This window comes from uncultured Aquitalea sp. (genome assembly GCF_945957525.1).
Classification (GTDB): domain Bacteria; phylum Pseudomonadota; class Gammaproteobacteria; order Burkholderiales; family Chromobacteriaceae; genus Aquitalea.
In genome coordinates this window covers 19,207-45,429 of record NZ_CAMFLA010000006.1, presented here as the reverse complement: position 1 = coordinate 45,429, position 26,223 = coordinate 19,207, and the positions used below count along the sequence as shown (strand labels likewise).

At 61.8% G+C, this 26,223-nt stretch carries 20 protein-coding genes; 12 read left to right on the top strand and 8 right to left on the bottom strand.

What is annotated here, in order from left to right:
• From Q0P52_RS07195 to Q0P52_RS07150, 10 genes are all read left to right on the top strand, one after another.
• The gene (locus Q0P52_RS07195) at positions 1–996 is read left to right on the top strand and encodes an aldo/keto reductase (protein ID WP_293765439.1); all 996 of its coding nucleotides are present in this window, start codon (positions 1–3) and stop codon (positions 994–996) included.
• 12 nt (positions 997–1,008) lie between these two features.
• Positions 1,009–2,460 carry an NAD-dependent succinate-semialdehyde dehydrogenase gene (locus Q0P52_RS07190; protein ID WP_293765437.1) on the top strand — a complete coding sequence of 484 codons (1,452 nt, stop codon included), beginning with the start codon at positions 1,009–1,011 and terminating at the stop codon, positions 2,458–2,460.
• A gap of 52 nt (positions 2,461–2,512) precedes the next feature.
• Positions 2,513–3,535, top strand: coding sequence for an ABC transporter substrate-binding protein (locus tag Q0P52_RS07185; protein ID WP_293765435.1), 1,023 nt, complete (start codon positions 2,513–2,515; stop codon positions 3,533–3,535).
• 63 nt (positions 3,536–3,598) lie between these two features.
• Complete coding sequence (locus Q0P52_RS07180) at positions 3,599–4,489, top strand: proline/glycine betaine ABC transporter permease (protein ID WP_293765433.1); 891 nt, start codon at positions 3,599–3,601, stop codon at positions 4,487–4,489.
• A complete protein-coding gene (locus Q0P52_RS07175; protein WP_293765431.1) occupies positions 4,486–5,319 on the top strand; it encodes a betaine/proline/choline family ABC transporter ATP-binding protein in 834 nt (277 codons plus the stop codon). Before Q0P52_RS07180 ends, Q0P52_RS07175 begins: the two co-directional genes overlap by 4 nt.
• Before the next feature lie 148 nt (positions 5,320–5,467).
• Positions 5,468–6,682 carry an MFS transporter gene (locus tag Q0P52_RS07170; RefSeq protein WP_293765429.1) on the top strand — a complete coding sequence of 405 codons (1,215 nt, stop codon included), beginning with the start codon at positions 5,468–5,470 and terminating at the stop codon, positions 6,680–6,682.
• A gap of 73 nt (positions 6,683–6,755) precedes the next feature.
• Positions 6,756–7,547 carry a CDP-diacylglycerol diphosphatase gene (locus Q0P52_RS07165; protein ID WP_293765428.1) on the top strand — a complete coding sequence of 264 codons (792 nt, stop codon included), beginning with the start codon at positions 6,756–6,758 and terminating at the stop codon, positions 7,545–7,547.
• A 136-nt stretch (positions 7,548–7,683) separates the two neighbouring features.
• Positions 7,684–9,297 (top strand): methyl-accepting chemotaxis protein, encoded by a 1,614-nt coding sequence (locus Q0P52_RS07160; protein WP_293765427.1) that lies wholly within the window; start codon positions 7,684–7,686, stop codon positions 9,295–9,297.
• Positions 9,298–9,570: 273 nt separating this feature from the next.
• Positions 9,571–12,402 (top strand): EAL domain-containing protein, encoded by a 2,832-nt coding sequence (locus Q0P52_RS07155; RefSeq protein ID WP_293765426.1) that lies wholly within the window; start codon positions 9,571–9,573, stop codon positions 12,400–12,402.
• A 180-nt stretch (positions 12,403–12,582) separates the two neighbouring features.
• Complete coding sequence (locus Q0P52_RS07150; protein ID WP_293765425.1) at positions 12,583–13,440, top strand: endonuclease; 858 nt, start codon at positions 12,583–12,585, stop codon at positions 13,438–13,440.
• A gap of 86 nt (positions 13,441–13,526) precedes the next feature.
• On the opposite strand, the gene Q0P52_RS07145 is transcribed toward Q0P52_RS07150, so the two are convergent.
• Complete coding sequence (locus Q0P52_RS07145) at positions 13,527–14,162, bottom strand: hypothetical protein (protein WP_293765424.1); 636 nt, start codon at positions 14,160–14,162, stop codon at positions 13,527–13,529.
• A gap of 402 nt (positions 14,163–14,564) precedes the next feature.
• On the opposite strand from Q0P52_RS07145, the gene Q0P52_RS07140 reads away from it, so the two are divergent.
• Positions 14,565–15,821 carry a nitrate/nitrite transporter gene (locus Q0P52_RS07140; RefSeq protein ID WP_293765423.1) on the top strand — a complete coding sequence of 419 codons (1,257 nt, stop codon included), beginning with the start codon at positions 14,565–14,567 and terminating at the stop codon, positions 15,819–15,821.
• 79 nt (positions 15,822–15,900) lie between these two features.
• Positions 15,901–17,280 carry a NarK family nitrate/nitrite MFS transporter gene (locus Q0P52_RS07135; RefSeq protein ID WP_293765422.1) on the top strand — a complete coding sequence of 460 codons (1,380 nt, stop codon included), beginning with the start codon at positions 15,901–15,903 and terminating at the stop codon, positions 17,278–17,280.
• 163 nt (positions 17,281–17,443) lie between these two features.
• Here the strand turns inward: Q0P52_RS07135 and Q0P52_RS07130 are convergent, their stop codons facing one another.
• The 7 genes from Q0P52_RS07130 to Q0P52_RS07100 all read right to left on the bottom strand — a co-directional run bounded on the left by Q0P52_RS07130 (position 17,444) and on the right by Q0P52_RS07100 (position 26,179).
• The gene (locus tag Q0P52_RS07130; RefSeq protein WP_293765421.1) at positions 17,444–18,139 is read right to left on the bottom strand and encodes a response regulator; all 696 of its coding nucleotides are present in this window, start codon (positions 18,137–18,139) and stop codon (positions 17,444–17,446) included.
• Positions 18,136–20,829 carry a sensor histidine kinase KdpD gene (locus Q0P52_RS07125; protein WP_293813688.1) on the bottom strand — a complete coding sequence of 898 codons (2,694 nt, stop codon included), beginning with the start codon at positions 20,827–20,829 and terminating at the stop codon, positions 18,136–18,138. Before Q0P52_RS07125 ends, Q0P52_RS07130 begins: the two co-directional genes overlap by 4 nt.
• 92 nt (positions 20,830–20,921) lie before the next feature.
• The gene (gene kdpC / locus Q0P52_RS07120; RefSeq protein ID WP_293765418.1) at positions 20,922–21,500 is read right to left on the bottom strand and encodes a potassium-transporting ATPase subunit KdpC; all 579 of its coding nucleotides are present in this window, start codon (positions 21,498–21,500) and stop codon (positions 20,922–20,924) included.
• 29 nt (positions 21,501–21,529) lie between these two features.
• Entirely contained in the window at positions 21,530–23,575 is a 2,046-nt protein-coding gene (gene kdpB, locus Q0P52_RS07115; protein ID WP_366062035.1) for a potassium-transporting ATPase subunit KdpB, read from the bottom strand.
• Between the two features lie 93 nt (positions 23,576–23,668).
• Positions 23,669–25,477: a potassium-transporting ATPase subunit KdpA gene (gene kdpA / locus Q0P52_RS07110; protein WP_293765417.1), complete on the bottom strand. Its 1,809-nt coding sequence runs from the start codon at positions 25,475–25,477 to the stop codon at positions 23,669–23,671.
• A 1-nt stretch (position 25,478) separates the two neighbouring features.
• Positions 25,479–25,568, bottom strand: a complete 90-nt coding sequence (gene kdpF / locus Q0P52_RS07105; protein ID WP_293765416.1) for a K(+)-transporting ATPase subunit F — start codon at positions 25,566–25,568, stop codon at positions 25,479–25,481.
• A gap of 419 nt (positions 25,569–25,987) precedes the next feature.
• Positions 25,988–26,179, bottom strand: a complete 192-nt coding sequence (locus Q0P52_RS07100) for a hypothetical protein (protein ID WP_293765414.1) — start codon at positions 26,177–26,179, stop codon at positions 25,988–25,990.
• Between the last annotated feature and the right edge of the window lie 44 nt (positions 26,180–26,223).

Here is a 26,223-nt window from a genome sequence, read left to right as displayed (position 1 = left end):
ATGGATTACGTCAATCTGGGCCGCAGCGGCCTGAAAGTATCCCGTCTGTGCATGGGCACCATGTCTTTCGGCAGCTCGCGCTGGCGGCCCTGGGTGCTGGACGAGGCGGAAAGCCGCCCGGTGCTGCACAAGGCGCTGGACATGGGCATCAACTTCTTCGATATGGCGGATTTCTACTCGCTGGGCGCGGGGGAAGAGGTGGTGGGCCGCGCGCTGCTGGAAAAAGCGCCGCGCCAACAACTGGTGCTGGCCAGCAAGGCCTTCTACGCCATGGGGCCGGGGCCCAATGACGCCGGACTGTCGCGCAAACATCTGATGGACGCCATTGACGCCTCGCTGCGCCGCATCGGCACGGATTATCTCGATCTGTACATCGTGCACGGTTTCGACCCGCACACCCCCATCGAAGAAACCATGGAAGCGCTGCACGACATCGTCAAAAGCGGCAAGGCGCGTTATATCGGGGCTTCCACCATGTACGCTTGGCAGTTTGCCCGCATGCAGCATGCGGCCGATCTCAATGGCTGGACCCGCTTTGTTTCCATGCAGTGTCAGCTCAACGCGGCCTACCGCGAAGAAGAGCGGGAGATGATTCCCTATTGCATCGACCAGCAAGTGGCGGTGACGCCGTTCAGCCCGCTGGCGCGCGGCCTGCTTTCCGGCGCTGCCGATTCATTGCGCAACAAGACGGACAACTTCACACAGGAGTTTTACGGCGATGAGGTGTCCTGGTCCATCGGCAAGGCGGTGGAACGTGTAGCGGCAGAACGCGGCGTGTCCCCGGCGCAAGTGGCGCAGGCCTGGGTGCTGGGCCGTCCCGGCGTCACGTCCATGCTGGTGGGCGCGGACGCAACGGCGCAGCTGGAACAGGCTCAAGCCGCCTTGTCGCTGGTTTTGAGCGATGAAGAGCGCTGGGCCATCGATCGCCTGTACACCCCCTGCGACGTGATCAACGACCATAACAACGAGCGGCGCATTCCGCGCACGCCGCGCTGACAGGAGAGGCCAATGCAATTGAACGAACCGCGCCTGCTGCGCCAGCAGGCCCTTATCGACGGTCAGTGGCGGGATGCCGACAATGGCCGCACCCTGGCGGTGGACAACCCGGCCAACGGCGAGCGGCTGGCGCAAGTGCCGGCCATGGGGGCCGAAGAAACCCGTCGCGCCATCGCCGCCGCCGAACGTGCTCAAGTCGATTGGCAGCGTCGCACCGGCAAGGAGCGCGCGCAGGTATTGCGCCGCTGGTACGACGCCCTGATGGCGCATCAGCGCGATCTGGCGGTGATTCTCACTTGCGAGCAAGGCAAGCCGCTGGCCGAGGCCATGGGGGAGATCGCTTACGCCGCCAGCTTTGTCGACTGGTTCGCCGACGAGGCCAAGCGAGTGCATGGCGAGGTGGAAACCACGCCGCAGGCCGACAAACGCGTACTGACGCTCAAGCAGCCCATCGGCGTTGCCGCCGCCATCACCCCGTGGAATTTCCCTGCCGCCATGATCACTCGCAAGGCCGCGCCGGCCTTCGCCGCCGGATGCGGCATGGTGCTGAAGCCGGCCAGCCAGACCCCGCTGACGGCGCTGGCGCTGGCATGGTTGGCCGAAGAGGCGGGTTTGCCGAAGGGCTTGTTCAATGTGCTGACCGGCTCGGCCAGCGTCATCGGCGCCGAGCTCACCGCTAGCCCGGTGGTGCGCAAACTCAGCTTCACCGGCTCTACCGAAGTGGGGCGGCAACTGATGGCGCAGAGCGCGCCTTCCATCAAGAAATTGTCGCTGGAACTGGGCGGCAACGCGCCCTTCATCGTGTTTGACGACGCCGATCTGGACGCCGCCGTGGAAGGGGCTATCCAGTCCAAGTTCCGCAATTCGGGCCAAACCTGCGTCTGCGCCAATCGCCTGTATGTGCATGAGGCGGTGTACGACGCCTTTGCCGAAAAACTGGTGCGTGCGGTAGAGCGGCTCCGCCCCGGCTTCGGGCTGGAGGAGGGAGTGACGCAGGGGCCGCTGATCGACGACAAGGCCGTGGCCAAGGTGGAGCAGCACATTGCCGATGCGGTGGCCAAGGGCGGGCGCGTGCTGACCGGCGGCCAGCGTCACGCGCTGGGCGGCACGTTTTTCCAGCCCACCGTGATTGCCGACGCCAGCGACGCTATGCTGTTTGCCCGCGAGGAAACCTTCGGCCCGGTGGCACCGTTGTTCCGCTTTGCCGACGACAAGGCGGTGATCGCCGCCGCCAACGATACCGAGTTTGGCCTCGCTGGCTATTTCTTCAGCCGCGACATGCAGCGCGTGTGGCGTGTGGCGGAGCAACTGGAGTGCGGCATGGTAGGCATCAACACCGGTCTCATCTCCAACGAAGTGGGGCCTTTCGGCGGGGTCAAACAATCCGGCCTCGGTCGTGAAGGCTCGCGCTACGGCATTGAGGAGTACCTGGAACTGAAGTATTTGTGCTTCGGCGGCCTGTAGGCGGCGCAGCGGCATGCAAGCAGTGCAAGACACCAATAAGAGGAGACAGATCATGCAAGGCAAATCCGCAATCTTCGGCGCAGGCGCGCTGTTGCTGGCGCTCAGCGCCGGCGTCCAGGCCGGCAGCTGGTGTTCGGCCGGCAAACCGGTAAAGCTGGCCGGCATCACATGGGAGTCCGGTCAGTTCTATAGTGCCGTCATCAGCGAAATCATCAAGGACGGCTATGGCTGCAAGGTGGAAACCGTGCCCGGCAGCACGGCAGCCACCGAAACCGCGCTGGTGAACGGCGATCTGCAACTGTGGACCGAGCAATGGAACCGCACCGACGTGATCAAGAAGGGCGTGGAGTCCGGCAAGATCAAGCTGATCGGCGACTTGCTGCAAGGCGGTGCTTACGAAGGTTTTTTTGTGCCGGATTACGTGATTCGCGGCGACGCTCGGCGCGGCATCAAACCGATGGCGCCGGGCTTGCGCACGGTGGCGGATCTGCCCAAGTACAAAGACCTGTTCAAGGATGAGGAAGAGCCCGGCAAGGGTCGCTTCCTCAACTGTCCCACCGGTTGGGATTGCGAGCGCATCAATACGCAAAAGTTGAAAGCCTACAAACTGGACGCGGCTTACACCAACTTCCGCGCCGGCACCGGTTCGGCGCTGGACGCCGCCATCAGCTCCGCCTATGAGCGCGGCAAGCCGGTACTGTTCTATTACTGGGCACCGGCCACGCTGATGGGCAAGTACAAGTTTATCCAGCTGCAGGAGCCGGCCTACAACGCCAAGTGCTGGCCCACTCTGCAGGCCAACAAGGGCGAGGCGCCTTGCCCGTCCGCCACACCCAACACCCAGCTGCAAGTGGGCATCGGCACGGGCTTCATGCAGGCCGAGCCGGGCATCGCCGCTTTCATCGCCAAGGTGAAAGTGACGCCGGAGTTGCTGAATCAGACCATCTCGCAAATGAGCGAACGCAAGATCCCGCCGGAAACCATGGCGCGGGAATTCCTCAAGCAGCACACCGCCATCTGGAAGGCCTGGGTGCCGGCCGATGTGGCGGGCAAAGTGCAGCAGTCGCTCAAGTAAACGCGGCCAACCCTGCCCGGCGCGCATCAAGCCGGGCAGGCGCAATTCCTTGGAAAACACATCATGAGCAACGGTATTTTCATCAGTTTTTCCTTTGCCGACGCCATCAACAACTTTGTCACCTGGGTGGTGCGCGAATATGGCGACCTGTTTCACCAGGTGACGGTGCTGCTGCTGACGTATCTGCTGGTGCCTCTGGAGCAAGGGCTGCTGGCGCTGCCGCCACTGGCGGTGTTGTTTGCGGTGGCTGTCATCGGCTATGCCGGCACGCGCAACCGCACGCTGACACTGACCATGGTGGCCGGGCTGTATCTGATCGGCTGTCTGGGCTTGTGGGACAAGCTGATGCAGACGCTGGCGCTGATGGCGGTGTCCACGCTGTTGACCATTGCCATTGGCGTGCCGCTGGGCATCCTGATGTCGCGCAGCCGGCGCTTGCGCTGGTGCCTGGTGCCGGTGCTGGACGTGATGCAGACCCTGCCCACCTTTGTGTATCTGATTCCGGTGCTGATGCTGTTTGGCCTAGGCAAGGTGCCGGCGGTTTTCGCCACCGTGATTTACGCCTTGCCGCCCTTGGTGCGGCTGACTGATCTGGGCATCCGCCAGGTGGACGGCGACCTGCTGGAGGCGGCGCGCTCATTCGGGACCACGCACTGGCAATTGCTGTTTGGCGTGCAACTGCCGCTGGCGCGGCCCAGCATCATGGCCGGGGTGAACCAGTCCATCATGATGGCGCTGGCCATGGTGGTGATCGCGTCCATGATCGGTTCGCGCGGGCTGGGTGAGGACGTGCTGGCCGGCATCAACAATATGGACATGGGGCGCGGCATGCAGTCCGGGCTGGCTATCGTGATTCTGGCCATCGTCATCGACCGCATCAGTCAGGCTTACGGGCAGGACGGGCGGCTGAAGAAGAGCTTGCGGCTGAAGAAGACGGCGGGAGCAAAAGCATGAGCAAGATCGAAGTAAAACACGTGTTCAAGGTGTTTGCCGAACAGCCGGCCCAAACGCTGGCGTTGTTGCGTCAGGGCAAGCGCAAGGCAGAGATCCTGGCGCAGACAGGCGTCAACGTCGGCCTGAGCGATGTCAGCCTGCGCATCGAAGAGGGTGAAATCTTCGTCATCATGGGCCTGTCCGGTTCGGGCAAGTCGACGTTGGTGCGGCATTTCAACCGGCTGATCGACCCCAGCGCCGGCGAGATACTGATCGACGGCGAGGACATCCTGCGTTACGACGAGCGGCAGTTGCTGTCGCTGCGTCGGCACAAGATCAGCATGGTGTTTCAGAGCTTCGGCTTGATGCCGCACCAGACCGTGCTGGAAAACGCCGCTTACGCGCTCACCACGCGCGGCGTGGCCAGACAGGCGGCGCAGGAGGCTGCGCGCGGCTGGCTGGCCAAGGTGGGCCTGGCCGGTTACGAGAACAAGTATCCGGATGAGCTGTCGGGCGGCATGCGCCAGCGGGTGGGCCTGGCGCGGGCCTTGGCGGCAGACACCGACATCCTGTTGATGGATGAGGCGTTCAGCGCGCTGGACCCGTTGATCCGCACCGAAATGCAGGATCAGCTGCTGCAATTGCAATCGGGTTTGCGCAAAACCATCGTCTTCATCACCCACGATCTGGACGAGGCGCTGCGCATCGGCAACCGCATTGCTATTCTCAAGGACGGCGAGCTGGTGCAAGTGGGCAGCCCGGACGACATCCTCAACCGCCCGGCCGACCAGTACGTCAGGCGCTTCGTGGAGAAGCGCGCGTCGCAACAAGCAGCCATGCCGTTGCAATAAGGCGACTGTTATCGTAATGGTTGTCGCACGGCCCGCCCCAGGCGGGCCGTGTCGTGTTATGAATGCGGCTTGACGTTATTGGTCTGGCATGACGGATAAAAATGCGCCAGCCTGAGCGTCCGACTTTCCTTCGGCAAACGGGATGGCCATGACAGAACAAACGGGGGCGGCAGAGGCAGACGACTGGGGCAGCCTGCTCAGGGTGGTGGCCAGTCTTTTGCTGGCCTACGCCTTGCTGATGGTGGGCAACGCGCTGAGCAACACCCAGACCTCGCTCAGCCTGCTGGCGCAGGGCGTGCCGGTGGCGGTGGCGGGACTGGTGCAGTCGGCCTATTACGCCGGCTTCTTCCTCGGCGGTTTTTTCTGCAGCGCCATCGTGCACCGCTATGGTCATCACCGCGCCTTCGCCGCGCTGGCGGCGGTAATCTGCATCGTGGTGCTGGGTCAGGCGCTGGTGGCGTCGCCCTTGTTGTGGGCGCTGGTGCGCTTTGTCAACGGCCTGGCCATCGTCGGCATCTTCATGGTGGTGGAAAGCTGGCTCAACGGCAGCGTGGGCAATGCGCGGCGCGGGCAGTTGTTCTCGCTGTACATGATCATCAGCTACATCGGCGCCAGCATGGGGCAATGGCTGCTCAAGCTGCCGCTGTCCCAGCCGGGCTGGCCTTTCATCGTGGTGGCCATGCTGTTTGCCCTGTCCATCATTCCGGTCACGCTTACCAGCCAGCGGCCGATGGCGCTTTTGGCGCAACCGCCCGGCAATGTGGTGGGCCGCGCCTTGCGCACCATGCGTCAGCTGCAGCGGCGCACGCCGCTGGCCCTCTATGGCGCGGTGCTGTCCGGCTGCTTCAACAGCGCGTTTTACAGCATGATGCCGGTGATGCTGAGCGAACTGAATTACATCCCGCACGAAATCGGCGACTTCATGGGCATGGCCTTGCTGGCCGCGCCGGTGCTGCAGTGGCCGATGGGCAAATGGGCAGATCGCAGCGATCGCGCGCGCTTGCTGGCCAAAACCTCGCTGGCGGTGACGGTGGTGTCGCTGTTGCTGACCCGCTTGCTGGATACCGCCTTGCTGCTGCCGCTGGTATTGCTGTACGTCAGCATCGCTTTCACCTTTTACGGCACGCTCAGCGGCATCGCCAACGACGCCATGCCGCCACGCCGGCGCGTGGAGGTAAGCGCCTCCATGTTGATGCTCTACGCACTTGGCGGCACCTTGGGGCCGCTGCTTTGCTCGTCCTTGATGGGCTGGCTGGGCGCGCGGGGATATTTTGTGGTGTCGGTGCTGCTTTCCGGCGGGCTGATGGGCTTGGCCTTGTGGACTTCCCAGTTTCGCCTGCCGCGTCTGCCGTCGTTTTCTTGATGCCGCGCTTGTCGTCTGCACGTCGCGTTTTTACCATGGCGGTCCGCTGTCTTCCTCTACGAAAGGTCGGTTGATGCCAGTCTCCCGTTTGCTGCGTTTTTGTGTGTTGGCTGTGCTGAGTTTGTTGCTGTCGGTCGCGGTGCGCGCCGATCCGGATATCTTGTGGCGCATCGTCAGTCAGCAGTGCGTGCCGCATGAGCGTCAAAACGGCGAGCCTGCGCCCTGCGCCCAAGTGGCGCTGCCGGAAACGCCGGGCGGCGGCTGGATCGTGCTGAAAGATATCAAGGGCTCGCTGCAGTATTTGTTGATTCCCACCGACAAGGTCAGCGGCATCGAAAGCCCGGCTTTGTTGAACCCGGATGCACCCGATTATTGGACCGCCGCCTGGGAGGCTCGCAACTGGATGAGTCGCTTGCGCGGCAGCGCAGTGCCGCGCGAGGCGGTGTCGCTGACGGTCAATTCACAGAGCGGCCGCAGTCAGAATCAGCTGCATATTCATATCTCCTGCATCAAACCCGAGTTGGCCGCCGCACTGACCCGGGCCGAGGCGGCCGTGCCTGTGGGGCAGGGCTGGTTACCCTTGCCCGGTGGACTTAACGGCCACAATTACTACGCGCAACGGTTTGCCGGCGATAGCCTGGTTGGCGTGCGCCCGTTCCAGCGGTTGGCCGAAGGCTTGCCCGGCGCGCTGGAAAGCATGGGCGACTACACGCTGGCGGCAACGGCGGCGCGTTTTGCCGATGGCGTGGAAGGGTTCTGGCTGCTGGCCGACCGGGCTGATCTGCTTTCAGGCGATCACGCTTCCGCCGAGGATGATGTGCAGGATCATGGTTGTGCCATATTGCAGCAGCCAGACACGCAGTGAGACGGAAAATGCTTTTTCATGTAAAGGCATGGTTTTGATTACTGTCATGTAAATTTTACTAAACCACACTTACTTTCAGTAGAAGCCCCTGCTAATCTTCAATGCATTGCAATATGGCGAATGATGTGGGGTAGGCATGACCATTGCCAAAAGACTGACTGTACTGATTCTTGTTGCCGTGGTGTCGCTGGTTTCCTTGACGGCGTATTCCTTGCAGACTGCGAATCGACTGGGTGCGACCATCACCCTGCTATCCGAGCAAAGCGTGGCGGGTTTGCTGGACTTGAATAATTTCACCCGATCGTCATTGATGATGCGCGTAGTGATGTTGCGTTATGTCAATGCCGATCAGCCGGCGGTCAGAACCGGGCTGAAAAACGAGCTTGAGCGTTATTACAAGGACAGCGGCGACGCGCTGGCCAGCTATGGCAAGACACTGTACGACGACAGCGACCGCAAACTGCTGGAGAACGAACAGCGACTGCTGGAGAGCTATCACAGTATGGCTGGCGAGTTCATGCAGTCTGTGGACGCCGGCAGGCTGCCGGAAGCCGTTGCCCTGCGCGATGCCAAGCTGACACCCAAGGGCGAGGAGTTGGCACGCGCCATTAGCGATCATCTTGCCTACAACAAGAGCTGGGCCGATCGGCAGAGCACGGAAAGCGCCAGCCAGATCCGTTACGCATTGGGACTTAGCCTAGGGGCCGGCGCACTGGCGGCTGCCTTGCTGTTGGCGTTTGGACTGGCTACCTGGCGCAGTATCATGCTTCCGTTGCGCGACATGGATGAAACCATCACGCATATCACCAGCCACCTCGATTTCACGCGCCGACTTGATCAATCCGCCAACGATGAGCTTGGCGTTATCGCCCGGGGCTTCAACCGTCTGCAAGAAAGAGTGGCTGGCGCCTTGCAGCAGGTAAGCCGCTCCGCAGAGTCGGTTTCCACCATGGCAGATACGCTGGCGGGCGCGGCCCATCAGGCGGCTGCCGCCTCAGTGCAGGAAAGCGAAGCCGCCGCCAGCATCTCGGCCACAGTGGAGCAGCTCACCGTCAGCATCAACCATGTCGGCGAACGCGCCGAGTCCGCCAACGAGAAAACCGTACAGTCCGGCCAGTTTGCCGAAAAGGGCCAGACCGTTATCGGCCACACGCTGGCGGAAATCCGCCAGATTGCCGGCACAGTGGATGAAGCCGCCGGCACGATGCGTCAGCTGGAAGAAAGCAATCAACTTATCGCCCAGTCCATTGGCAGCATCAAGGATATTGCCGATCAAACCAATCTGCTGGCGCTGAACGCGGCGATTGAAGCGGCGCGGGCCGGGGAGCAGGGGCGGGGCTTTGCGGTGGTGGCCGACGAGGTGCGCAAGTTGGCCGAAAGAACCACCAGCCTCACTGCGGACATCAGCACGGTCATCGCCTCCATTCAGGAAAAATCCCGAGAAACATCGGCTGCCATGCAGGAGAGCGTGACGCTGGTGCAGCAGGGCGTCCAGCATGCCGATGTGGCGTCCGGTGCCATTGCCGACATCGAACAGGCCTCGTCGCTGGCCATGACCCATGTAGGGGAAATCACCAACGCCATCCGCGAACAGGCCATGGCCAGCAATGTGATTGCGCAGCAGGTGGAGCAGATTGCCCAGATGACGGAAGAAACCTCGGTGGTGGCGCAGCAAACCGCCCAGACTGCGGCGGACATGCAAAAGGAGGCGGTCAGCCTGCGCGCTGCAACGGCACAGTTCCGCTTCTGACGCCATGCCGTCGCGGCGCAAGGAGCGGCCAACAAAAAGCTGTCTCATCGCTGAAACAAGGCGCGCCGCCACAGTTGGCACTGGACTACGACAAGGGAACGCAATGCAATAGAGGGCGGATGACCACGGTGGCGACGCTGCGGGGGTATTTCCTTAGGCATGAAGGGGCTTTTTTGCCACGGCTTGCGGTATTTTGATCAAATCGGCTTGTGCTTTCCGTTGGCATGGCTGAGCATTTGTCATTGTCCTGTCACTCAGCCGGATCTGTTTTTTATGTCGATGCAGCATGCCGTGTTGCCAGAAATGTCGTTTAGCGGTGCCTTCGCCACCTGCCGTTTTCTGCCTGCCGGAAAGGGCGACTGGCGCATAGCGGAAGCCAAGGGCAGCCTTGCTGCCTTGTATGGTGTTTCGCCGGAGGAGGTTTGTCGTCAGCCGGAGAGTCTGACGCGCGCCGTGCATCCCGAAGACATGCCGGCGCTGGCGGGGTTGCTGAACCGTTCGCGGATGGAGCGCACCCGCTGGCAATTGGAGCACCGGGTATTGCTGGATGGTCGCGAAGGCTGGCGGCAGATCATGGTGGAGCCGGATGGCGATGAAGCCTGGTTGGCGGTGATGATCGACGTGGGCGATCGTCGCCACTTTCGCGAGCAATGGGCGCTGACCTGGACCCGGCTGGATCGATTGCTAAAGATTGCCGACATGGCCTATTGGGAGTGGGACGCCGCAACCGACAGCATGTTTTACAGTCCGGCTTTTCTCGCCCAGCTGGGTTACCGCCCGGGCGCTTTCGGCGCGGATCACCAAGAATTTCAAAGCCGGGTGCATCCGGATGATCTGGCGGTGTTTCTCGAGTCTGACCAGCGCTTGTTGGAAGATGGGCACGAAGACTCTACTGTGGAATACCGCATGCGCCATCGCGATGGCGAGTGGCGCAGCATGATCAGCCATTCCTGTCTGGTGCGCGATGGGCAGGGCAACCCCATGTTTATGGCCGGCGTGCATACCGATGTGACAGAGGCGCGCCGGCTGGAATCCAGTCTGAAACAGAGCGAAGCCCTGCTGCGCAAGGCGCAAGAGACTGGCCGGATTGGTTGCTACATCACTGACTGCGACAATCTGAGCTGGAAATCCACGCCGGTGCTGAACGAAATTTTCGGCTTGCGCGAAGGCGTACATTTCAGTAATGAAGAGTGGCTGAAGCTGGTGCCGGCCGAGCAGCATGAACCGATGTTGGCCGCCATCAACAGCGGCTTGCTGGAAAACGGCGGCTTCTCCGTGGATTACCAGATTGTGCGGCCGGACAACGGCCAGCGGCGCTGGTTGTCCGAAGTGGGCTCGCTGCAACGCGACGCGGAGGGGGCACCGCGCGAGATTATCGGCACAGTGCAGGACATTACCGAGCGCAAGGAGCGAGAGCAGGCGCTGCATCTGGCGGCGCAAGTATTTGAAAACGGACGCGACGCAGTGATGATCACGGACCCGGATCTGATGATCCTGCGCGTCAATCGGGCCTTTGTCGACATGACCGGCATTGCCGGCGAGCAGTGCTTGGGCTTGCCCTTGCTGGCGCTATACGTGGATTTTGCCGGCGCGCAGAAGCTGGCGCAGATAGAAAAGGCGCTGGCGGCGGAGGGCCACTGGCAGGGCGAACTTTGGGCCCGGCGGCAAGGCGGCGACACGTATACCCAGTGGCTGTCCGTGACCGAGGTGCGCGATGCGGACGGCCATGTGTGCAACTTCATTGCCTCCGCCACCGATGTTTCGGCGCGCAAGGCTGCCGATGAACACATCCGCCGGCTGGCGTATTTCGACGTGCTGACCGCCTTGCCCAACCGCACCCAGTTGATGGAGCGTTCCTTGCTGGCGTTGGAGCGGGCGGGACAGGCCAATGGCGAGTTGGCGGTGCTGTTTCTCGATTTTGATCATTTCAAGACCATCAACGATTCGCTGGGCCATTCCGCAGGCGATCAGCTCATCATCGCGGCAGCCGGTCGCCTTCAGCAGCACATCCGCGGCACCGACATCATTGCCCGGCTGGGCGGCGACGAGTTTGTCATCCTGCTGACGGATTGCGGCCGCGATGGCGCAGGGCGGGTGGCGCAGGAGCTGATTGCCGAATTCGAACAACCCTTCCGCATCCAGAGCCACGATCTGCATATCGGCTGCAGCATCGGTATCAGTCTGTACCCGGGCGATGCCGGCGATTTCGAATCTCTGCTGCGGCATGCTGACGCCGCGCTGTATCAGGCAAAGGACCGGGGGCGCAATCGGCATGCGTTTTTCACCCGCAATATCGGCGACGACGCCGATGAGCGCTTGACCATGGAAAACAGCCTGCGCCGGGCGCTGGCGGAGGCGCAGTTTGAGCTGTACTTCCAGCCGAAGCTGGATCTGGCGCGGCAGCAGGTGACTGGTCTTGAGGCCCTGTTGCGCTGGAATCACCCGCAGCTGGGGCTGGTGGGGCCGGACAAATTCATACCTATTGCCGAGCGCAACGGCTTGATCGTGCAAATCGGCGACTGGGTTTTGATGGAAGCTTGCCGACAGGCGATGCGGCTGCAGGCGGCAGGTTGGCCGAAGCTGCCGGTGGCGGTGAATGTGTCGCCGTTCCAGATTCATCACGGACAACTGTTCGACAGCGTGCTGCGCGCGCTGGATACCACCGGGCTGCCGCCCGAACTGCTTGAGCTGGAGGTGACGGAGGGCCTGCTGGTAGAGGCCAGCGAGTCGTCCCTGGCTTTATTCCACCGCTTGCGCGAGCGCAATGTCACGGTGTCGATAGACGATTTCGGCACCGGCTACTCCAGCCTGGCCTATCTGCGCAAACTGCCCATCGACCGCATCAAGATTGATCGCTCATTCGTCTCCGATATCCAGCCGGCCAGCGATGCGCTGTCGATTGTTGAAGCCATTGTCGGGCTGGGTCACGCGCTGTCGTTGACGGTGGTGGCCGAAGGGGTGGAAACCGGTGAACAGGCGCGTTTGCTTGCCGAAGCGGGGGCGGACCAGGGGCAGGGCTATCTGTTTGCCAGACCTATGCCCGCCGCACAGTGCGAGAACTGGCTCACCCGCTTTCATGCCGGTCTTGAAACCAGCCAAGTCTGATCATCTTGGTAGAAATGGTATCGGTAATTCAGTGTCTTGGAGAACCTGATGGGCGTATGTGTCCGTGTTGTTGCCGAGAAATAATGACGTAGTGGTTTGGACTTTTCCCGGCTTGTCGTTATAGTGCCCGCTCCCGAATCTGGATGAGCGGGCCGGCCGCGCATGGTCGGCTAGATGTTGATGAAAAAGTATCTGGTGTTGATGTGGCTGCCCTTGTTGGCGGCGTGTGACCAGCAGGGCGGCGCGCAAGCCCTGCCAAGAGAAGTGAAGTTGCTGGCCAAAGTGGGGGAGACCCTGCTCAAGCAGGTTCAGCAGGCGGGTAGCGCTGGTGGGGAATCCGCCGGCGCGGTGAGTGGTCAGGTAGCGTTGCCGCCGTTGGTCAGTGGCGTCAAAGCGGTGGGACATCGCGATTTCAACGGCGCCAAGAAAGTGCTGCCCCGGCTATATGCCGGCATGGAGGAAGAGTTTTATTGCGGCTGTCGCTACAGCGGCAAGGCCGTGGACTGGCAGTCTTGCGGTTTTGCGCCGCGCAAGAATGCGGAGCGTGCGTCCCGCATCGAGTGGGAGCACGTGGTGCCGGCCTGGGTGCTGGGCCATCAGCGGCAGTGTTGGCAAGCTGGCGGTCGCAAGCAGTGCGCCGAGTCCGATCCCGTGTTCAAATTGGCGGAGGGCGATCTGAACAATCTGGTGCCGGCGGTGGGCGAGGTAAACGGCGATCGCAGTAATTTCCCCTACAGTGCCTGGAGCAGCAACCCCACGCTGGTCTATGGCCAGTGCCGCACCGTCGTGGATTTCAAGCTCAAGCGCGCCCAACCCCGGCCTGAAGTGCGAGGCGCGGCGGCGCGCATTACCTTGTACATGCACCAGCGCTACGGCTTGCGCATGAGCGGGCAGGATCGCCAGCTGATGTGTGCCTGGGCCCGCCAGCAACCGGTTAACGCATGGGAACGCCAGCGCGATGCGCGCATCGCGAGACTGCAGGGCGAGGGCAATTTTCTGGTGAGTCAGCCGGAGAGGTTGGCCGAAGTCTGCGGTTGAGCGGTCTGTGACGGTGTGCCGATCAGTAGAAAGCAGAAAGCCCGGCGATGCCGGGCTTTCTCTTGTCAGTCGCGCTGGCGAGGGGCTTACTTGGCGTCCTTGCCGGTTTTGGCGTTGGCCGGCGGCGTAGCCGGTTTGGCCGCGGGCTTGGCGACGGTTTGCTTGGTTGCGGGCGCGGTTTTGCTGGCGGCGGCGGTGGTCGGTTTTGTCGGCGCGTTCTGCTTGGCCACCGCGGCCTTGACTGCCGGGGCTTTAGCCGCTGGTGCTTTGGCTACCGGTGCGGCCGGGGTTTTGCTGGCGACAGGGGCTGCCGGTTTGGCTGGTGCCGGCTTTGCTGCAGCCGGTTTTTTGTCGATTGCCGGGGTTTTGGCTGCCGGAGCGGGCTTGGCGGCTGCTTCGGCTTTGCTCTTGGTCTTGTTTTTTTCCGCAGGCGCCTGGGCCGGCTTGCTGTCGGTCTTGGCCGTGTCCACGCGCAGGTCTGGCGCGATTTCGGTCAGCAACTGTTCCAGCAGCTTGCTGCGGGCGGCGATGTGATGGTCGAAACGCCAGTCTTTCAGCAGATCCAGCGCCACATCGAAATAACGCATGTCGATTTCGTACAGCGCGCCAAGATCGAATGAGCGCCCCATTTCCAGCGCGGCGGCCAACTCTTTCAATACGGCAACCTGGTCTGCATCCACGCCTTCTTCAATGAAACGACGGATTTTCTTGGCGGCATTCATTGCTCATCCCTTCTGCTGTCAATGTTCAAACGAAACCTGATTTTTGTCACAAAACCGTCACTTTCCGGATTTGCTTGCAACAATATTGTGCCATGTAAACAAGCTGCAATTATGACGGATATATTACACGTACTGGTTTCGTAACAATTACGGATCAAGCCGGCCAGTCTGTCGGCAGGGCGTGGCTCATCTTGCGCCTCTGCCTGCGGGCTGTCCAATCGCCGTCTCCCCCAGACCGGGGCTTGTCTCATATCGGTCGAAAGAACTACTTCCTCGCGCCAAAGCGGCTAGCCGGCCTAGCCATTTTGTTGTTCGGCAAACCCACGTCCGGCGAATGGGATTCGCTTTGGGCGCGGCGTAAGGTTAGGCCAGTGATAAAAGACCTAGCTCGGGGAGCATGTGATGGCTTCGCAAACCTACAAGCAATACGCAGTGCTGGCGTCCAGCACTTTGTCTTTCACCGTCTGTTTCATGGTCTGGATGATGCTGGGGGTGGTGGGGATACCGCTCAAACAGCAACTGGGCCTGAATGAAACCGAGTTCGGTATTCTGGCGGCCACGCCGGTGTTGTCAGGCTCGCTGGTGCGGGTGCCGTTGGGCATCTGGACCGACAAATTCGGCGGTCGCATCGTGCTGTTCGTGCTGATGCTGTCCACGGTGATTCCGATTTACCTGATGGAGTTCGCCACCCAGTACTGGCAGTTCCTCGTCATCGGCCTGTTCATCGGTCTGGCGGGCGGTTCGTTTTCGGTGGGTACGCCTTATGTGGCGCGCTGGTTTCCGCGCAACAAGCAGGGCCTGGCGATGGGCGTGTTCGGCGCGGGCAATTCCGGTGCGGCGGTCAACAAGTTCGTAGCCCCGGCCATCATGGCCGCGGCCGGCTGGACCATGGTGCCGCAGGTGTACGCCGGCGTGATGCTGGCGACAGCGTTGCTGTTCTGGTTCTTCAGCTACCACGATCCGCGCCACGTAGCGAGCGGTAGCGTGACCTTTGCCGACCAGCTAAAAGTGCTGCGCGATCCGCGCGTATGGCGCTACTCCCAGTATTACTCGGTCGTATTCGGCGGTTATGTCGGCCTGTCGCTGTGGCTCACCAAATACTATGTGGGCGAATATGGTTTTGATCTGAAGACAGCCGCCTTCCTGGCCGCCTGTTTCTCGCTGCCCGGCGGGGTACTGCGCGCCATTGGCGGCTGGATGTCCGACCGTTTCGGCGCTTACAAGACCACCTGGTGGGTGATGTGGGTGCTGTGGGTGTGCTTCTTTGTCCTGTCCTACCCGCAAACCGAGATGGTAGTAACCACCATCAAGGGCCCAATGAGCCTGCATATGGGCTTGAACCATTCGCTGTTCACCCTGGTGCTGTTTGTCGCTGGTATCGCGATGGCCGTGGGCAAGGCGTCGGTTTTCAAGTTCATCTCCAATGATTTTACCGACAACATCGGCGCGGTTTCCGGCGTAGTGGGCCTGGCCGGCGGCTTGGGCGGCTTTCTGCTGCCTATCCTGTTTGGCGCGCTGCTGGACCTTACCGGTGTGCGCAGCAGTGCCTTCATGCTGATGTACGGCACGGTGTGCGTCAGCCTGGTGTGGATGCATTACTCCTTCAAACCGCTGGCGCGCGAAGAGGAAAGCCGCCAGTTGGCCGAAGCTCGCCGCTGATCCAGACAACATTCCATTCATAAACAACGACTCGCAAGCCAGGCGGCGGCAACGCCGTCGCCTACAGGAGATATTCGCCATGGCATCGCTGATAACCCGCTGGGAACCGGAAAACGCCGGTTTCTGGCAGCAGGAAGGCAAGGCTGTCGCTCGCCGCAATCTGTGGATTTCCATCCCCGCGCTCACGCTGGCCTTCATCATGTGGCAGGTGTGGAGCGTGGCCGTGCTCAACATGCCCAACATCGGCTTCAACTACAGCCAGAACCAGCTGTTCTGGCTGGCGGCGCTGCCGGCCTTGTCAGGCGCCACGCTGCGGATTTTTTACTCATTCATGGTGCCGATTTTCGGCGGGCGCAAGTGGACCGCGCTGTCTACCGCCAGCCTGCTGATTCCGGCACTGGGCATCGGTTTTGCGGTGCAGGACCCGAGCACCTCCTACAGCACCATGATGATGTTGGCGCTGCTGTGCGGTTTTGGCGGCGGCAACTTCAGCTCTTCCATGTCCAACATCAGCTTTTTCTTCCCCAAGGCGGAGAAGGGCACGGCGCTGGGCCTGAATGCGGGCTTGGGCAATCTGGGCGTGTCGGTGGTGCAGTTCGTGGTGCCCATCGTCATCACTCTGGGTTTGTTCGGCCAACTGGGCGGCGATCCGCAAACCTGGGTCAAGGGCGCTGTTTCCAAACCGATGTGGCTGCAGAACGCTGGCTTCGTCTGGGTACCGTTCATCATTCTGTCCACGCTGGCCGCCTGGTTCGGCATGAACGATCTGGCCGCCGCCAAAGCTTCTTTCTCTGATCAGGCCATTATCTTCAAGCGCAAGCACAATTGGCTGATGTGCTGGCTGTATGTGGGCACTTTCGGTTCCTTTATCGGTTTTTCCGCTGGCTTTCCCCTGCTGATGAAGGGCCAGTTCCCGGACATGGACCCCACCAAGTATGTCTTCCTCGGCCCTTTGGTTGGCGCCTTGACCCGTCCGGTGGGCGGCTGGCTGGCTGACAAGATCGGCGGCGCCAAGGTGACGCAGGCGGTGTTCGTGCTGATGATCGGCGCGGTGATGGGGGTGCTGGCTTTCCTGCCGCACGGCGGCGTGGGCGGTAGTTTTGGCGGTTTCTTCGCCATGTTCCTCTGTTTGTTTGCCCTGACCGGCATCGGCAACGGTTCTACCTTCATGCAAGTGCCGGCCATTTTCCTTACCCTGCACAAGCGCTGGGCCGGCAACGACGCCAAGGCCCAACAGCAGGCCACGGCGGAAGCCACCAAGGAGGCGGCGGCTGTGTTGGGCTTTTCCGGCGCAATCGGCGCGTATGGCGGTTTCTTTATCCCTAAGAGCTACGGTACTTCCATCAGCATGACCGGCGGGGTGGATGCCGCGCTGTACGCCTTCATCGCCTTCTATGTGACCTGCGTGCTGATCAACTGGTGGTTCTACGCGCGCAAGAACGCTGAAGTACCGTGCTGACGCCAAGCTGAGGTTGGCCGAAGCGCTGCCTTCGGCTGCAAGCGCCGCTGACAACATTGCACAGAAAACCTGAGACAGGGCTGGATCAGGTTTTTTGTTGGCGGATCTGAAGCACAAGGCCGCGACATGCGTCGCGGCCTTGTGCTTTGACATTGCGGCAGACCTAGCCTTCCAGCAGCCGGTAGCCCACGCCGGTTTCGGTGACGATGTAACGCGGCGTGGCCGGGTTGTCTTCCAGTTTTTGCCGCAGATGTCCCATGTACACCCGCAGATACTGATTGTGTTCGGAATAGGATGGTCCCCATACCGCCAGCAAGAGCTCCCGGTGGGTGATCACCTTGCCGGCGTTGCGGATCAGCGTGCCGAGCAGCCGGTATTCGATGGGGGTGAGGTGTACTTCTTCTTCCGCCTTGTACACCAGGCGGTTGACCAGGTCGACGCGGATGTCGCCAAGGCGGAAGGTTTGTTCCGCGGCGGCGCTGCCGCGCTGGCGACGGCGCAGCAGTACGCGGATGCGGGCCAGGCATTCAGCCACGCCGAAAGGCTTGGTGAGGTAGTCGTCCGCGCCGGCGTCCAGCGCTTCCACTTTCTGATGTTCTTGCGTGCGGGCCGACAGCACCAGGATGGGGATGTCGGTCCATTCGCGCAGTTGCTTGATGACCTCGATGCCGCTGGTGTCGGGAAGGCCCAGATCCAGAATCACCATGTCCGGTTTGCGGGTGGCCACGGTAATCAGGCCCTGCTTGCCGGTTTCCGCCTCGTGTACGGTCCAGTCTTCGCTGGCCAGCGCGGAGGCGAGGAAATGCCGGATGGGCTTTTCGTCCTCGATGATGACGAGGTTGACCGGTTGATCGTTCATGCGTCGAATTCCTCTTCTTGCGGCAGGGCGGGGCTGGCGCCGGCCGGCAATGTGAAACTGAACACAGCGCCATGCGGCAAGCGATTGTCGGCGCTGATGACGCCGCCGTGCGCTTCGATGATGCTGCGGCAGATGGCGAGGCCAAGGCCCACGCCCGGCGTGGAAGACTCGCTGTTGCCGCGAGTGAATTTGTCAAACAGCTTTTGACCCTGCATGTCCGGCAGGCCGGGGCCGTCGTCGCTGACGCAAACGACAACCTTGCCGCCGTCGCGTTTGGCTTCTAGCGCGATATGGCTGCCAGCGGGCGTGTATTTGGCTGCGTTTTCCAGCAGGTTGACCAGCACGCGCTCGATCAGCACGGCATCATACTCCAGCACCGGCAGATCGGGCGGCAACCGGATGCTCAGCGCATGGCCGCTCAGGCTGCGGTTGGCGGCGCGCACCGCGCTGCCAACCGCCTCATCCAGCATCTGCCATTCCTTTTGTAGTTTGACGCCTGACTGCAGGCGCGCCATGTCCAGCAGATTGGTGACCAGATTGTTCATGCGCAGCGATTCGTCCTGAATCGAGTTGGCGATGTCCTGGCGCTGCTCCGAGGAGACATTGCCTTCGGCCAACAGGCTGGACAGCCCTACCAGGGTGGTCAGCGGTGTGCGCAGATCATGCGACACCACGGACAACACGCTGTTGCGCAGCCGCTCGGATTCCATCGCCACCAGCGCGTCCTGCGCCACTTCCACGTAATGCACCCGCTCCAGCGCCAGCGCAATCTGGGCGGCGCAGGTTTCCAGCAGCCGCTGCTGCTCGGGCAGAAATACCTTATCCATTTTTTCCGGCAGCACCGCCAGTACCCCGCGTGTGCGCATTGGCGCTTTCAGGGGCAGATAAAGCAAGACGTTGGAGGGCAGGGTTTGCGTACCTAGCCCGGCGGGTTGCTGGTTGTCGTATACCCATTGCGCCACGCCTGTGTCGCTGCCAGCCACAAGCTCGCTGGAGAGCTGCAGGCTGTCCTTGCTGTCGGGGGTGAATACGGCGAGCCTGGCGTTGAACAGGGGTTCCAGCCTGCTGATGGTAGTTTCAATGATTTGCGCGGCGGTGAGCGCGCCGGCCAGTTCTCGCCCCAAGTCATACAGCGCGCGCGTGCGGCGTTCGCGGTAGGTGGCGATGCTGGCCTCAAAGCGCAGGCGGGCGGTGAGCTGACTGATGATCAATGCTACCGCCAGCATGATGCCGAAGGTGAGCAGGTATTGGGTATCGGATACCGAGAGCGACATGCGCGGTGGCACGAAGAAATAATCGAACACAGCTACAGACAGGAACGAGGCCAGCACGCCGGGGCCGCGGCCGAAGCGCACGGCCACCAGCACCACCGCAAGCAGGTAAATCATTACCACGTTGACCAGCGAAAAATACGGGTCCAGCAGGCTGGAAACACCGGTGGCCAGCAGGCAGGACAAGGCCGCGGCAATGTAGCCGTGTTTACGTTGATGCGCGGCTTCGCCGAACAGAAGGCTGTTGAAGGTGTCCGGCGCGCCGCTGTCATGCTGGTTTTCCTCATGCGACACCACGTAGACGTCCACATCGCCGGAGTGGCGGGCGATGTCTTCCAGCAGCGAGCGCCGCCAGATGCGGCTGAGCCGCCCGCGGGTGGAGCGCCCCACCACCAGTTTGGAGACATTGCGGGTGCGGGCGTAGGCCAGCAGGGTGGCGGCCAGATGGGTGCCGCCCAGCACGGTGGTTTCCGCGCCCAACTCTTGCGCCAGCTTCAGGCCTTTCATGATGCGGGCGCGCTGGGCTTCGGACAGTTTTTGCAGCGCCGGGGTTTCGACGAACACGGCAATCCAGTCAGCGTCCAGGCTGTTGGCCAGCCGCTTGCCGGCGCGGATCAGCTTTTCCGTGCCCGGCCCGTCGCCCACGCAAATCAACAGCCGCTCGCGCGCATGCCAGACCGGGCGGATGGACTGGTCGGCGCGGTAGGCGCGCATCTGTGCGTCCACGCGGTCGGCGGTGCGGCGCAGGGCCAGCTCGCGCAAGGCCAGCAGGTTGCCCTTGCGGAAGAAGTTTTTTACCGCCCGTTCGGCCTGATGGGCGATATACACCTTGCCGGCGGCCAGCCGGCTGAGCAGCTCGTCCGGCGGCAAGTCCACCAGCGATACTTCGTCGGCCTGATCGAACACATGATCGGGCAGGGTTTCCCGCACCACGATGCCGGTGATCTGGCCCACCACGTCGTTGAGGCTTTCCAGATGCTGCACATTCAGCGTGGTGTAGACGTCGATGCCGGCGGCCAGCAGCTCTTCCACGTCCTGCCAGCGTTTGACGTGGCGGGAGCCCGGCACGTTGGAGTGGGCGAACTCATCAATCAGGATCAACTCCGGCGCGCGGGCCAGGGCCTGGTCGATATCGAACTCGGCCAGCGAGTGGCCCTTGTACGCCACCTGTTTGCGCGGCAGCAGCTCCAGCCCGTCCAGCTGGGCCTCGGTTTCCTTGCGGCCGTGCGTTTCCACCACGCCCACCAGCACCTTGACGCCTTCTTGCTGCTTGAGGCGGGCGGCGCTAAGCATGGCGTAGGTTTTGCCCACGCCGGCGCAGGCGCCAAAGAAGATTTTCAGTCGGCCGCGTCGCGCGTCGATTTCATCCTGCTTGAGCTCTTCAAGCAGAGCGTCCGGGTCGGGTCGGTTATCGGTCATGGGGGGATTTTCGCAGGGCTGTCATCGGGTGGGCAATCAAGACGATGCCCTGCGCGGCGCAAACCGGGCAGGGCGAGCCTTGACGGAGGCGGTCAGGCTTTCGAGAGCTTGTCCAGATCAAGATTCAGCCGCAGCACATTGACGCGAGCTTGGCCGAAGACGCCGAAGGTTTTGGCGATCACGTGCTGCGCCACCAGCTGGCGCACCTTCTCGGCCGGTAGTTGGCGTGCCTGGGCGATGCGGTCCACCTGATAGTAGGCGGCGGCGGCGGAAATTTCCGGGTCCAGGCCCGATGCCGAGGCCGTTACCAGATCCACAGGCACCGGGCCGGTCTGCGTCGGGTGCGCCTTGCGGATGGTGTCGAGGTTGCCTTTCACCGCGTCCAGTTGGGCCTTGTTGGTGGGGCCGAGGTTGGAGCCGCCGGAGTTGCCGGCGTTATAGCTTTGCGGCGAAGTGGCGGACGGGCGACCCCAGAAGTAATGGTTGCCGGAAAAGGCCTGGCCGATCAGGCTGGAGCCGATCACCTTGCCGTTTTGCTCGATCAGGCTGCCGTTGGCTTGCTGCGGAAAAAGCGCTTGCGCAAGGCCGGTGGTCAGCAGCGGATAGGCCAAGCCGGTAATCAGACTGAGCGCGACAAACAGGGTCAGCGCCGGACGGAAAATGCTTTTCATGATGCTTTCCTTGTAAGGGGCGAACTGGCTCATGCCCAGCCCAGCGCGCCCAGAATCATGTCGATGGCCTTGATGCCGACAAACGGCACCAGCAGACCGCCAAGACCGTAAACCAGCAGATTGCTGCGCAAGAGCTCGGCGGCGCTCTTGGCCTGATACTTAACGCCCTTCAGCGCCAGGGGGATCAGGAACACGATGATCACGGCGTTGAAAATCACTGCCGACAGAATGGCTGAATCGGGGCTGTTGAGGCCCATCACGTTCAGCGCGTTCAGCTGCGGATAAGTGCTGGCGAAAGCCGCCGGGATGATGGCGAAATACTTGGCCACGTCATTGGCGATGGAAAAGGTGGTGAGCGAGCCGCGCGTCATCAACATCTGTTTGCCGATTTCCACGATTTCGATCAGCTTGGTGGGGTTGGAATCCAGATCCACCATGTTGCCGGCCTCTTTTGCCGCCTGCGTGCCGGTATTCATTGCCACGGCCACGTCGGCCTGGGCCAGCGCCGGCGCGTCGTTGGTGCCATCGCCGGTCATAGCCACCAGCTTGCCTTCGCTCTGGTGGCTGCGGATCAGCTTCAGTTTGGCTTCCGGCGTGGCCTCGGCGAGGAAGTCGTCCACCCCGGCCTCGGCGGCGATGGCGGCGGCGGTCAGCGGGTTGTCGCCGGTGATCATGATGGTTTTGATGCCCATCTGGCGCAGTTCGGCAAACCGTTCCTTGATGCCGCCCTTGACGATGTCTTTCAACTCGATCACGCCCAGCGCGCGCTTGCCGTCGCTTACCAGCAAGGGGGTGGAGCCACGGCGGGCCACTTCATCAGTGCTCTTTTGCAAGGCGTCCGGAAACTGGCCGCCCAATTCGCCGATGTGACGGCGGATGGCGTCGATGGCGCCCTTGCGAATCTGGCGGCCGTCGTAGTCGATGCCGCTCATGCGGGTTTGCGCGGTAAAGGGGATGAAGTTGGCTTCATGGCTGGCCAGTTGGCGTTCACGCAGATTGAACTTCTGTTTGGCCAGCACCACGATGGAGCGGCCTTCCGGCGTTTCATCGGCCAGCGACGCCAGTTGCGCGGCGTCGGCCAGCTCCTGCTCGCTGACGCCCGGGGCCGGAATGAAGGCGGAGGCCTGACGATTGCCCAGCGTGATGGTGCCGGTCTTGTCCAGCAGCAGCACATCCACGTCGCCGGCGGCTTCTACCGCGCGACCGGAGGTGGCGATCACGTTGGCGCCCATCATGCGGCTCATGCCGGCCACTCCGATGGCGGACAACAAACCGCCAATGGTGGTGGGGATCAGGCAAACCAGCAGCGCCACCAGCGTAGTGATGCTGATTGGTGTGCCGGCTTTCATGGCGTCCACGTTGAACAGGGAGAAGGGCAGCAGGGTGGCGGTCACTACCAGGAAAACGATGGTCAGCGCCACCAGCAGGATGGTCAGCGCAATTTCATTGGGCGTCTTCTGACGCTTGGCGCCTTCCACCATGGCGATCATGCGGTCGAGAAAGGTTTCGCCCGGGTTGACGCTGATGCGCACCACGATCCAGTCGGACAGCACGCGGGTGCCGCCGGTGACGGAGGAAAAATCCCCGCCGGATTCGCGGATCACCGGGGCCGATTCGCCGGTGATGGCGGACTCATCCACCGAGGCAACGCCTTCAATCACTTCGCCATCCACCGGAATCACATCGCCGGCTTCCACCAGCACCACATCGCCCTTGCGCAGGCTGGTGCCGTCGATGATGGCGATGGCCGAACCTTTTTTGGGGGCGGACAGCTTCTTGGCCACCACATTTTTCTTGGCGGAACGCAGGCTGGCGGCCTGAGCTTTGCTGCGGCCTTCGGCCAACGCTTCGGCAAAGTTGGCGAACAACACGGTGAACCACAGCCACAGGGCAATGCCGAGGATGAAGGCGGAGCTGGCCTCGCCCTTGCCGATCAGGGATTGAACCCACAGCGCGGTGGCGAGGATGCTGCCGATGTACACCACAAACATCACCGGATTGCGCCATTGCACTTTCGGCGACAGCTTGCGGAAGGCGTCGATGGTGGCTGGTTTCACCAGTTTGGGGTCGAACATCGAGCGGCTGGCGCCGCCGGCTTTGCCAGCGGGGGCGGCTTGCATCATTTGATGATTCATATCGTTCATTTTGCTATTCCTTGTCCGGTCCGCTTAGTGGGCCATCACCATTTGCAGGTGTTCCACAATCGGGCCCAAAGCCACGGCCGGCACATAGTTGAGCGCGCCCACCAGCAGCACGGTGCCGATCAGCAGTACAACAAACAGCGGGCCGTGAGTGGGCAGGGTGCCGCTGTTGACGGCAAGGCGCTTCTTGGCGGCCAAAGAGCCTGCGATGGCGAGTATCGGCACAATCATCAGGAAGCGGCCGAAGAACATGCCCACCGCGGTGGCGATGTTGTAGAACATCGTGTTGGCAGACAGACCGGCGAAGGCGCTGCCGTTGTTGTTGGCGGCGGAAGTGAAGGCGTAGAGGATTTCGCTGAAACCGTGCGCGCCCGGATTGGCGATGCCGGCACGGCCAGCCTCGGTGCTGACGGCGATGGCGGTCAGCACCAGCACCAGCGTCGGCGTCACCAGAATGGTGATGGCGGTCATTTTCATTTCCTGGGTTTCAATTTTCTTGCCCAGGTATTCCGGTGTGCGGCCTACCATCAACCCGGCGATGAATACCGCCAGAATCGCGAAGATCAGCATGCCGTACAGGCCGGAGCCCACGCCGCCGAACACCACTTCGCCCAATTGCATCAGGAAGGTGGGCACCAGGCCGCCCAGCGGCGTCAGCGAGTCGTGCATGGCATTGACCGCGCCGCAGGACGCGGAAGTGGTTACCGCAATAAACAGCGAGGTGTCGATAATGCCGAAGCGGCTCTCTTTGCCTTCCATATTGCCGCCCGACTGCAGCGCGCTCACCTGCTGATCCGCGCCCAGCGCAGCCAGTTGCGGGATGCCGTTTTGTTCTGCCGCAGTGACAGAAACAACGGCGGTGGCGAAGAGCAGCGTCATGGCGGCGAGTACGGCCCAGCCCTGGCGACGGTCGCCCACCATGCGGCCAAACACAAAGCACAAGGCTGCCGGAATCAGGAAAATGGCCAGCTCTTGCAGGAAGTTGGTCAGCGGGGTCGGGTTTTCATACGGATGCGCCGAGTTGGCGTTGAAAAAACCGCCGCCGTTGGTGCCCAGCATTTTGATGGCTTCTTGCGAGGCGACCGGGCCCATCGGCAGGACCTGATCCTGCGTGCTGGCGTCCACCATTACCGGCTTGCCGTCCTTGCCCAGCACAGGCGCGCCCTTGCTGTCGGTTTTCGGCTGCTGGAAGTGGTTCGCTTCGATGTTGTGCGCAGTCTGGTAGGGCAGCAGGTTCTGGATCACGCCTTGCTGGGTAAAGGCCAGAGCGAATACCAGCGACAGCGGCAGCAGCACATACAGGGTGACGCGGGTCACATCCACCCAGAAGTTGCCGATGCTGGCCGCCGTATGGCGGGCAAAGCCGCGAATCAACGCCACCACTACGGCAATACCGGTGGCTGCCGACAGGAAGTTTTGTACGGTCAGCCCCAGCATCTGTGTGAGGTAGCTCATGGTGGTTTCGCCGCCATAGCCTTGCCAGTTGGTGTTGGTGACAAAGGATACGGCAGTGTTGAAGGCGGAGTCGGGCGACACGGCGCCCATCGCTTGCGGATTGAAAGGCAAGGCACCTTGCAGGCGTTGTAAGGCATAAACAGCGAAAACGCCGATAACGTTGAACAGGATCAGTGCGAAGGCATAACCCTTCCAGCCCATTTCTTGTTCTTCCCGCACGCCGGCCAGTTTGTACAGCGCGCGTTCAACAGGTTTCAGCCAGAGAACGGCGACGGGATGCTCGCCCTGGATGATGCGGGTCATGTAAGCGCCAAGCGGCCAGGCCAAAGCGATCAGCACGGCCAGGAAAAGCCCCAGTTGGAGCCAGGCAGCGGATGTCATGTCAGAATTTCTCCGGTTTCACGAGGGCGTAGACCAGATAGACCAGCAGGCCTATGGCCAGTACGGCGCTTACGGCGTACATCAGGTTCATGATTGTTTTCCTTCCAGCAGGTGACACGCTTCGATGAAGGCGCAGGTCAAGCCGGCAAAGGCCAGGATCAGGCCAATGAAAATGAGATCCATGGTGGTGTGTTCCTTGGCGGATGTGTGCCATGGAAGAGTAAGGAAACAGGCGTCAAAAACCTGCTAAAAAGCGCGAGGGCGGTGTAAAGAAGATATAAAAACAGAGCGGGGCGAGGGTGCCGGGGCGGTTGATGGCCTGCAGGTGCGGGGCTGTTTTGTCGCGGTGCGAAAGGGCGGCCAAACGGCGGTGGGGGCTTGCACGGGGCGAGGGAGGGCTATCGACCCGCTTTGCGCGCGGTCAGACGCCAGACTGGAAAAAAGAAAAACAAAAGAGAGTGAGGGTGCCTGCGGCGGCACCCTTGTGCAGAGGCGGGTGGGGCGGAAAGGCTAGAACAGATCGTCTTCGCTTCGTTCAGCCAGGAAACGCGCGTCGTCCCTGTCGTGGGCACGTTGCCGGACTTTCTGCTGACGGCAACGCTCGTTATCGCTCAATTGTGGTTTTGCCACTGCGTACAGAAAGCTTTCATGCTGGTCGCGGGCCTGCTTTCTGCGAATGCTTAGAGGAATGCGGGAAATCATCCTTGCTGCCTCCTGAAGTTGCACATGTGCGTGTTGGGGTGCCA

What these genes read in the sequence shown, in the direction of transcription:
- Q0P52_RS07195 (WP_293765439.1), top strand. Translation starts at nt 1, where the DNA reads ATGGATTACGTCAATCTGGGCCGCAGCGGCCTGAAAGTATCCCGTCTG.
- Q0P52_RS07190 (WP_293765437.1), top strand. Translation starts at nt 1,009, where the DNA reads ATGCAATTGAACGAACCGCGCCTGCTGCGCCAGCAGGCCCTTATCGAC.
- Q0P52_RS07185 (WP_293765435.1), top strand. Translation starts at nt 2,513, where the DNA reads ATGCAAGGCAAATCCGCAATCTTCGGCGCAGGCGCGCTGTTGCTGGCG.
- Q0P52_RS07180 (WP_293765433.1), top strand. Translation starts at nt 3,599, where the DNA reads ATGAGCAACGGTATTTTCATCAGTTTTTCCTTTGCCGACGCCATCAAC.
- Q0P52_RS07175 (WP_293765431.1), top strand. Translation starts at nt 4,486, where the DNA reads ATGAGCAAGATCGAAGTAAAACACGTGTTCAAGGTGTTTGCCGAACAG.
- Q0P52_RS07170 (WP_293765429.1), top strand. Translation starts at nt 5,468, where the DNA reads ATGACAGAACAAACGGGGGCGGCAGAGGCAGACGACTGGGGCAGCCTG.
- Q0P52_RS07165 (WP_293765428.1), top strand. Translation starts at nt 6,756, where the DNA reads ATGCCAGTCTCCCGTTTGCTGCGTTTTTGTGTGTTGGCTGTGCTGAGT.
- Q0P52_RS07160 (WP_293765427.1), top strand. Translation starts at nt 7,684, where the DNA reads ATGACCATTGCCAAAAGACTGACTGTACTGATTCTTGTTGCCGTGGTG.
- Q0P52_RS07155 (WP_293765426.1), top strand. Translation starts at nt 9,571, where the DNA reads ATGTCGATGCAGCATGCCGTGTTGCCAGAAATGTCGTTTAGCGGTGCC.
- Q0P52_RS07150 (WP_293765425.1), top strand. Translation starts at nt 12,583, where the DNA reads ATGAAAAAGTATCTGGTGTTGATGTGGCTGCCCTTGTTGGCGGCGTGT.
- Q0P52_RS07145 (WP_293765424.1), bottom strand. Translation starts at nt 14,162, where the DNA reads ATGAATGCCGCCAAGAAAATCCGTCGTTTCATTGAAGAAGGCGTGGAT.
- Q0P52_RS07140 (WP_293765423.1), top strand. Translation starts at nt 14,565, where the DNA reads ATGGCTTCGCAAACCTACAAGCAATACGCAGTGCTGGCGTCCAGCACT.
- Q0P52_RS07135 (WP_293765422.1), top strand. Translation starts at nt 15,901, where the DNA reads ATGGCATCGCTGATAACCCGCTGGGAACCGGAAAACGCCGGTTTCTGG.
- Q0P52_RS07130 (WP_293765421.1), bottom strand. Translation starts at nt 18,139, where the DNA reads ATGAACGATCAACCGGTCAACCTCGTCATCATCGAGGACGAAAAGCCC.
- Q0P52_RS07125 (WP_293813688.1), bottom strand. Translation starts at nt 20,829, where the DNA reads ATGACCGATAACCGACCCGACCCGGACGCTCTGCTTGAAGAGCTCAAG.
- kdpC (WP_293765418.1), bottom strand. Translation starts at nt 21,500, where the DNA reads ATGAAAAGCATTTTCCGTCCGGCGCTGACCCTGTTTGTCGCGCTCAGT.
- kdpB (WP_366062035.1), bottom strand. Translation starts at nt 23,575, where the DNA reads ATGTTCGACCCCAAACTGGTGAAACCAGCCACCATCGACGCCTTCCGC.
- kdpA (WP_293765417.1), bottom strand. Translation starts at nt 25,477, where the DNA reads ATGACATCCGCTGCCTGGCTCCAACTGGGGCTTTTCCTGGCCGTGCTG.
- kdpF (WP_293765416.1), bottom strand. Translation starts at nt 25,568, where the DNA reads ATGAACCTGATGTACGCCGTAAGCGCCGTACTGGCCATAGGCCTGCTG.
- Q0P52_RS07100 (WP_293765414.1), bottom strand. Translation starts at nt 26,179, where the DNA reads ATGATTTCCCGCATTCCTCTAAGCATTCGCAGAAAGCAGGCCCGCGAC.